Here is a 6,554-nt window from a genome sequence, read left to right as displayed (position 1 = left end):
CCGTTGCACATGTTGCCGGCCTCCTCGCCCGCCAGATGGTGGTCCATCTCGGCGTTGAGCGCCCGCTCGGCCAGGGCCTTCTTCAGCTCATCCAGCAGGCCGTCGGCCTCGAACGCCGTCTTCGGATCGGCCTCGGCCAGGAGCTGATCCGGGAGCGCGTCAGGGATACGGGGTGCCTTGCGTCGTGCCATCGGGAACCTCCTTCGGATCCACTATGGCCGCCCCCACACGAAATTCCTGACAGTCCCCGTTCCATGGCGGGGGCGGGCATGCGAGGAATGACGTCCCCTACGGCTTGGAGGACGTCCCCGGCGCCGCTCAGGCCGCTTCCTTCGCTTATCCCGAGACCCGCAACCTTGCGTCCTTCGAGCGAGGATGGAATGACAGCTGCCACGGCTACGACATGGCGTTCTTCGACAGCATTATCCGGTCGATCAAATCCCGATATCGCATCGATGAGAGACGCGTCTTCGTCGCCGGCTTATCGTGGGGCTGCGATTACGCTGCAGCGCTGGCGTGCTGCAGAGGCAATGTGATCTGAGGCATTGCGGCGGCCTGCAGCGACGAGTTCAAGGACCCCACCAATTCTGCAATCTATTTCAACGGTTCATGCCCCGTCACTTCGAAGGCAGCCATCCAGTTCACCCATCAGGAGACGAGTGACCCGCTCTACCCGGCACCGATTTTCGCTGCCACGAGCCGGCTATTTCAGACCCYTAATGCCTGTCCAGCCAAGGCGCCCAAACCGGACGGGCCGAATTGCGTTGCCTACCAGGGATGCAGGCAAGATTTGGTCGAATGCGCCTTTAAGAACATCGGTCATGCTCCTGGCGCGAACTGGGCGGCCGACACCTGGGCATTCTTCTCCAGATTGCGCTGAGCGTGCGCCAGTCGATGCCGGTAGTCGCGCTGCTGCGGCCGTCTGTGACACGGCCGGACGCCTGCCGAAACGGARGAGTGCGCCGAAGCCGAAGAAGGCGGCGAGGCGCAGGGGACGAGCAGCGATCATCTGCGCGCCGCCGAGCAGAAGGGACCGGACGAGAGGGCGGGGCGCGAGGCGTGGTTTGAGGGTCTGTCCGATCTCGATCCAACCCCGCCTCGTATCCCTCGACGAGACCTGAATCTCGACCAACATGGCCCGCACCCGCGGGCGTTCACCGCGCGGCGAGCGGCTGCGCTCGCCAGTGCCGCATGGCCACTGGAAGACCACGACCTTCGTGGCGGGCCTACGCTTGTCCAGGATGTTTGATCTCGCGGTGTTGTGCTCGACCGTTGAACGCTGTGGCGGAAGCCGGAACGTGGCGCCCGTACCGCCTTGGATTGAGATAAGAGCTGCGGTGCCGCCACGCTTCGAAGAACGATTGATGCACCCGGCATGGATTTCCCGGGCTTGCAGCGGCGCTCACAATGGTAGACCGAGCACAGCCCTGACATCCTTGGATTGCCTATGAAACTCCGAATGCCAATCCTGTCCCGCCGGCATGGTCCGTTATTCGGCAATGCGCTTCCGGGGTTCGATCCGACTTATTATCTGAATCGTAATCCCGATGTACGTGAGGCTGGCTTGAACCCGCTTCAGCACTTTCTTGCTCACGGATGGAGGGAGGGACGTGATCCGAGCGCAGGTTTCAGTACGTCGGGCTATCTCGCGGCAAATCCAGATGTCGCAGCCTCAGACCAAAATCCCCTGCTTCATTTCCTGGAGAACGGCCTTGCCGAGGGCCGAACCGGTTTCACGGCCGGAAGCACTTCCGTGCCTGCACTGGAGCCGAGTCCGCACCATTGGGCGCCGGCCTCATCGAATCCTGAAGTTACAATTGCTCTTCAGGGCTTCATTGATGAGGCCAACCATGCTCGCATCCGTGGTTGGGCATTCAATCCAGCGTCACCTAATTCCCCGACCATCATCACCATCATTGTCAATCAATCCCCTGTCAATACAGTGATAGCGGGAAAATTTCGTCCTGATCTGCGCGAGGCAAGTATCGGAAACGCACATCACGGATTTACTTACACATTCTTTCCGCCCCTCAGCACCGACATCCAACAGACAATCGTGGTTCGTCGCAGCGCAGACGGTCAGGACATCGGGCGGGCCGTGCTGCCTGCAATGCGAAGGAACTGACGCACACAACCGGAGAAGCGGTCGAACACGATTTGGTCGGACTCGACGGTGACCACCGGCCGGTCGTTGACCATCAGGGCGCCGGCGTGCTCGACGCGCAGGAAGCCGTGCTCGGGATGGACGCCGAAGAACTGCGGCGCGGTCCAGCCCAGCCGGTGCGCCTCGGCACCGTGATAATCGATGAAGGCCAGCGCGTTCGCCCGCATTGCCGCCCCCTTCGCCGACAGGAGATATCGGCACCGCGAGGCGTGTCCGCATAGGCGTTCGATCTGGCCGCGTCAGAAGACGACGGCGAGCGGTTTCAGTCTCCGATCCCTCTAAACCTCGAACCAGAAGCTGGCGCCTTCCTCGCACATGCCCTCTCGATGCATGTACTTGATGGGGGCGATGATGTCGGATACAGGCTTATAATAAAACATCATAGCAAGGATGTATTGTTCGTTCCAAAATAATCTATCGCAAACTTCAGGGTACTCATACGGCAGATGTATGTCGTGCACGTGCACGATCACGCCGGACTTGAGAAGCGGATAAATCCTAAGAAAGAAATGCGTCGTATCGCTACCGTGAAACAGGAGGTGGCTGCCGTCAAGCATCAGAACATCACCGTCTTCCAGAGACTGGAAGTATAACGGGTCAACATCGAGACGGCCATCTGAAACCCACTTGTCAGCGATTTGGCGGACGCTAGAACGCGGATTCGGATCGATGCACTCAATCTTAGTATTAAGCCCGTACTTGCTGATGGCGCGGCGGGCAAATTTTGTACTATTCCCGCTGCCGATCTCGATATATCGGGCAGGCTTTCGAGTGGCAAGGATGGTCGTGAGGGCCAACGCGTCGCCGTAACTGAAGTAGCCATTCGGCAGGTACGGGGTCCGGCTATCAACGTCGCGATCCTGCACGTCGGAGAAGTCGGCGAATTGCTTCATGTCGTCGGCAAATGTCGCGAACTGCCGGATTTTACGCGCCATGCGCTCACGTAGCCAAACATATGGCGAGCGATTCAACTCAGTTTTTACGACGTAGTCGCCGTCTAGAGGCACAGCCAGACCGGGATTTTGATATCCCGGCATGAGCACCCTTCCATTAGTGTAATAGGGCACCATAGCGTGGGCGCCAGCGAACATTTCGATCGTCGGATGCGTGATCTTTTCGCCCGTTCCACTCATTATCGATAGAGCCTATCCGCCAGCAAATCGAGTTGCGCGGCAATTAGCACATCCGAAGTGCGATGAGCAAATATTGGAATAGAAAATGTGTGAATTCGTACTTTTTTCAAGCCACCCAGATCAGGGTATATTTTCCTTTATGCGAAGATAATCTGCGTATAGCTTGATTCATTTTTGCCGCGCCGACGGTCAAAAGCGGGAAATTTTGCATATTACCGCTTTAAAGTGAGTTCATGACGGATCTTTCGATTTGAGAAAATGTCATAAAAATTTTGGTATATGAATTTTTTGGTTCGACAACTCAGACGTTGTTCTGGCCGGCGCGGCTCGACGATCGTAGATCTGAAACTACCCGACCAGAAATTCGGCGTAGATCATCCGTTCAGATTTGGCCTGCGAAACAGGGCGCGACACTGGATCGCTTGTGAGCCTTATTTTGTGCGGTTCGACCATGAATCCAGCCGCACTCCACCCCTTCAATCAAAGGCGTAGTGCCTGGAGAGACATATTGCCGGGCTTCGATCCGATATATTATCAATATTGATATCCAGACATGCGCAATTCTGGGGCAGATCTGCAAAAACATTGTGTTAATATCGGAAGGAAAGTGGGACGAGATCAGAGTGACTGATTCAGCACGGCGGGCTATCTTGCTGCCAATCAAGATGTTGCGTTGGCTGATCAGAACCCGCTTCTGCATTTCCTTAATTTAGGTGTATGGTCCCGGGATGTTGTGTGACGGATCGAGCCTGAAGCGTTCGGGCTCTTTGGTCCAGATCTGGAGGACATGCTCGTAGGGCGTGAGGCCACGCAGGGTCTTCAGCCGACGGGCATGGTTGTAGGCGTCGACGAACAGCTGCAGGTGCGCCCGGAGCTGTGCGTGGGTCTCGTAGTGGTAGCGCTTGACCGTGGCGTCCTTGATGGTGCGGTTCATCCGCTCGACCTGACCGTTGGTCCAGGGATGGTTGGGTTTGGTCAGGCGATGCTCGATGCCGTGCTCGTGGCAGACGCGATCGAACATGTGCCGGCTGTAGAGAGCTGTCGGGCCTGAGCGGTTGCGCGGGGCATGGCAGAACTGCACCCCATTGTCGGTCAGCACGGTGTGGATCTTGTACGGCACGAACACGACCAGCGCGCGAAGGAAGTCCGATGCTGTGTAGCGGTTCGCTTCAGCTTCCAGCTTGACGAAAGCCAGCTTCGAGGTTCGGTCGATGGCCACAAACAGGTAGAGCTTGCCCTGTTCTGTCCTGACCTCGGCGATATCGATGTGCACGTAGCCGATGGGGTAATCGGCGAAGCGCTTCTTCTTGGGCTTGTCGCCTTCCATCTCGGGCAGGCGGCTGATACCGTGCCGCTCAAGGCAACGGTGCAGCGACGAGCGGGTCAGGTGCGGGATCGTGGGCTGCAGGCCGTAGAGGCAGTCGTCCAGCGGCAACAGGGTATGCCGGCGGAAGGCGACGATGATGGCCTCCTCCTTTGGGGTCAGAACCGTCGAACGGGGCTGCTTCGGCCCCATGGCGGCATCGCCTGTCGTCTGCCGAGCTCGCCACTTCTGGATCGTCGTCGGGCTGACGCCGTAGCGCTTGGCCGCAACTCTCACGCTTTCTTGATGTAGCTGTATTGCGCGACGGACCGCCTCCGTCGTGCGGGCGCTGCCGTGGAGAATTTGGCCCATAGCGCATCCCTCGCCGCATGGTGATCAACCGTACCACCACACCGCGGGATCAAACACCTAGGGTTTGCAGAAAGTAGAAGCGGCTTTGGTAAAGAGCTGAATCCGCTGGCGCCGAGACCGAACGCATCGATAGATCCCCTCAAGATGCTGCATCCTCCAACAATTCATGAACCGATCTCGCTTCAAGACTTCATTGATGAGGTCGACCACACCTTCATCCGGGGGTGGCGTTGAATGGCACGTCGAGTATGACTTCGGCGACCTTAATCATTCTGGTCAAGGGGCGGTTAAATGGGCGAGCGACAGCGAAGGACTTTCGACCAGACTTGTTGCGCGATAATATTGGCAATGGCGACCACGATTTTCGTTATGATTTTAATCCTCTGCTCAAATCAGTTTCTGATAAAACTTTTATCGTTCAGAGATCTAATGACGGATTAGAGATTTGCCGCGTCGAGCTTTGCGCGCGAAATAGCTGAGCGTTTCAACGGGAAGCAAAAAAAGGGCCGCGCCGGCGGACCGGGCGGGCCTTCCCAGATCCGGGCTCGGGGGGATCGGCGGCCAAAGTCAGGGCGCCCAAGACGTATGCACGATGTTGATACTGCCGATCAGTGCAGCAGGCGGCCTTATAGTTAGGACCATGGTGCCGAACGCGTCGCTGGCACTGACGAGCTCGCATTTGATCCGTTTGTCCATCGTGTCCAAGCGCTTCTCGACGCCGTCGATCCGCTCTTGCAGCGCTTCGTTGTCTTTTTCGATTTCGGAGCGCGGGACGGAGATCATCGATCCCCTGCATGATATTAGTGTGCCGGGCTTCGGCCGCAGTCTGAGCCGACTTTTTCGCATCCACGAGCGAGTTCTGCTGCTCCTCGATGCGGGCGAGGGCGATCAGGGCGCGCGTTTCGGAGTTAGCGTCGGCGCCCTCCTCGTAACCGGCAGACATGGCAAGGGGATTTCTCGAGGTTCGAGCGCGGCAGAGAAGGTCTTCACCGAGGCCGGGCGGGACGGGTGGTGGCACGCGCTCGGCGACGCCTTCAGCGATGAGGTCGTGCACCTTGCGCGGGACCAACGGCCGACGGACGCGGCGGGGCTTCTCGTGGGACATGGCGGCTAGCCTCGAGCTGAGCAGCTACTTGCCGAAGATCCGCCGCGCCGACGGCGCGATGCCGGCGACGCCGATCACCGAGAGCACGTTGGCATTCTCCATCGCGTCATACGGTGCCGGCAGCTTCGCGACCTGCCAATTGACCCGGAAGGTGCTATCCGGAACGATCGCGCCGAAGCGGATCGTGCGGAGCGCGAACGCTGTCAGGAGGGACTGTCAGGATCATCGGGACTGTCAGGAATTTCGTGTGGGGGCGGCCATAGTGGATCCGAAGGAGGTTCCCGATGGCACGACGCAAGGCACCCCGTATCCCTGACGCGCTCCCGGATCAGCTCCTGGCCGAGGCCGATCCGAAGACGGCGTTCGAGGCCGACGGCCTGCTGGATGAGCTGAAGAAGGCCCTGGCCGAGCGGGCGCTCAACGCCGAGATGGACCACCATCTGGCGGGCGAGGAGGCCGGCAACATGTGCAACGGGC

The 6,554-nt window shown here is 58.7% G+C and carries 7 protein-coding genes and 3 pseudogenes; 6 read left to right on the top strand and 4 right to left on the bottom strand.

What is annotated here, in order from left to right; translation table 11 throughout:
- Positions 1-191: pseudogene (locus AC1DXK_RS29675) on the bottom strand (IS256 family transposase); the annotation flags it as partial.
- A gap of 104 nt (positions 192-295) precedes the next feature.
- Here AC1DXK_RS29675 and AC1DXK_RS29670 point away from each other — a divergent pair.
- The 3 genes and pseudogenes from AC1DXK_RS29670 (at position 296) to AC1DXK_RS29660 (ending at position 2,125) form a co-directional block, all read left to right on the top strand.
- The gene (locus tag AC1DXK_RS29670; RefSeq protein WP_457104045.1) at positions 296-541 is read left to right on the top strand and encodes an alpha/beta hydrolase family protein; all 246 of its coding nucleotides are present in this window, start codon (positions 296-298) and stop codon (positions 539-541) included.
- 474 nt (positions 542-1,015) lie between these two features.
- Positions 1,016-1,280, top strand: a pseudogene (locus AC1DXK_RS29665) (IS630 family transposase); the annotation flags it as partial.
- Positions 1,281-1,459: 179 nt separating this feature from the next.
- Positions 1,460-2,125, top strand: coding sequence for a hypothetical protein (locus AC1DXK_RS29660; RefSeq protein WP_457104046.1), 666 nt, complete (start codon positions 1,460-1,462; stop codon positions 2,123-2,125).
- Here the strand turns inward: AC1DXK_RS29660 and AC1DXK_RS29655 are convergent.
- From AC1DXK_RS29655 to AC1DXK_RS29645, 3 genes are all read right to left on the bottom strand, one after another.
- Entirely contained in the window at positions 2,080-2,331 is a 252-nt protein-coding gene (locus AC1DXK_RS29655) for a hypothetical protein (protein ID WP_457104047.1), read from the bottom strand. The two genes, AC1DXK_RS29660 and AC1DXK_RS29655, sit on opposite strands and share 46 nt — an antisense overlap.
- Positions 2,332-2,442: 111 nt before the next feature.
- The gene (locus AC1DXK_RS29650; RefSeq protein WP_477299623.1) at positions 2,443-3,297 is read right to left on the bottom strand and encodes a class I SAM-dependent methyltransferase; all 855 of its coding nucleotides are present in this window, start codon (positions 3,295-3,297) and stop codon (positions 2,443-2,445) included.
- Positions 3,298-4,006: 709 nt separating this feature from the next.
- Positions 4,007-4,972, bottom strand: coding sequence for an IS481 family transposase (locus AC1DXK_RS29645; RefSeq protein WP_477299622.1), 966 nt, complete (start codon positions 4,970-4,972; stop codon positions 4,007-4,009).
- A gap of 640 nt (positions 4,973-5,612) precedes the next feature.
- On the opposite strand from AC1DXK_RS29645, the gene AC1DXK_RS29640 reads away from it, so the two are divergent.
- From AC1DXK_RS29640 to AC1DXK_RS29630, 3 genes and pseudogenes are all read left to right on the top strand, one after another.
- A complete protein-coding gene (locus AC1DXK_RS29640) occupies positions 5,613-6,086 on the top strand; it encodes a hypothetical protein (protein WP_457104050.1) in 474 nt (157 codons plus the stop codon).
- Between the two features lie 19 nt (positions 6,087-6,105).
- A complete protein-coding gene (locus tag AC1DXK_RS29635) occupies positions 6,106-6,393 on the top strand; it encodes a hypothetical protein (protein WP_477299621.1) in 288 nt (95 codons plus the stop codon).
- A pseudogene (locus AC1DXK_RS29630) lies at positions 6,362-6,554 on the top strand (IS256 family transposase); the annotation flags it as partial. The gene AC1DXK_RS29635 and the pseudogene AC1DXK_RS29630, both read left to right, overlap by 32 nt.

It is taken from the genome of Methylobacterium sp. P3_A11 (assembly GCF_056403155.1).
This window is presented reverse-complemented; position numbering and strand designations above follow the sequence as displayed.

Excerpts from the sequence above, each read along its gene's own strand:
- AC1DXK_RS29660 (WP_457104046.1), top strand. The coding sequence starts at position 1,460 with ATGCCAATCCTGTCCCGCCGGCATGGTCCGTTATTCGGCAATGCGCTT.
- AC1DXK_RS29655 (WP_457104047.1), bottom strand. The coding sequence starts at position 2,331 with ATGCGGGCGAACGCGCTGGCCTTCATCGATTATCACGGTGCCGAGGCG.
- AC1DXK_RS29645 (WP_477299622.1), bottom strand. The coding sequence starts at position 4,972 with ATGGGCCAAATTCTCCACGGCAGCGCCCGCACGACGGAGGCGGTCCGT.
- AC1DXK_RS29640 (WP_457104050.1), top strand. The coding sequence starts at position 5,613 with ATGGTGCCGAACGCGTCGCTGGCACTGACGAGCTCGCATTTGATCCGT.
- AC1DXK_RS29650 (WP_477299623.1), bottom strand. The coding sequence starts at position 3,297 with ATGAGTGGAACGGGCGAAAAGATCACGCATCCGACGATCGAAATGTTC.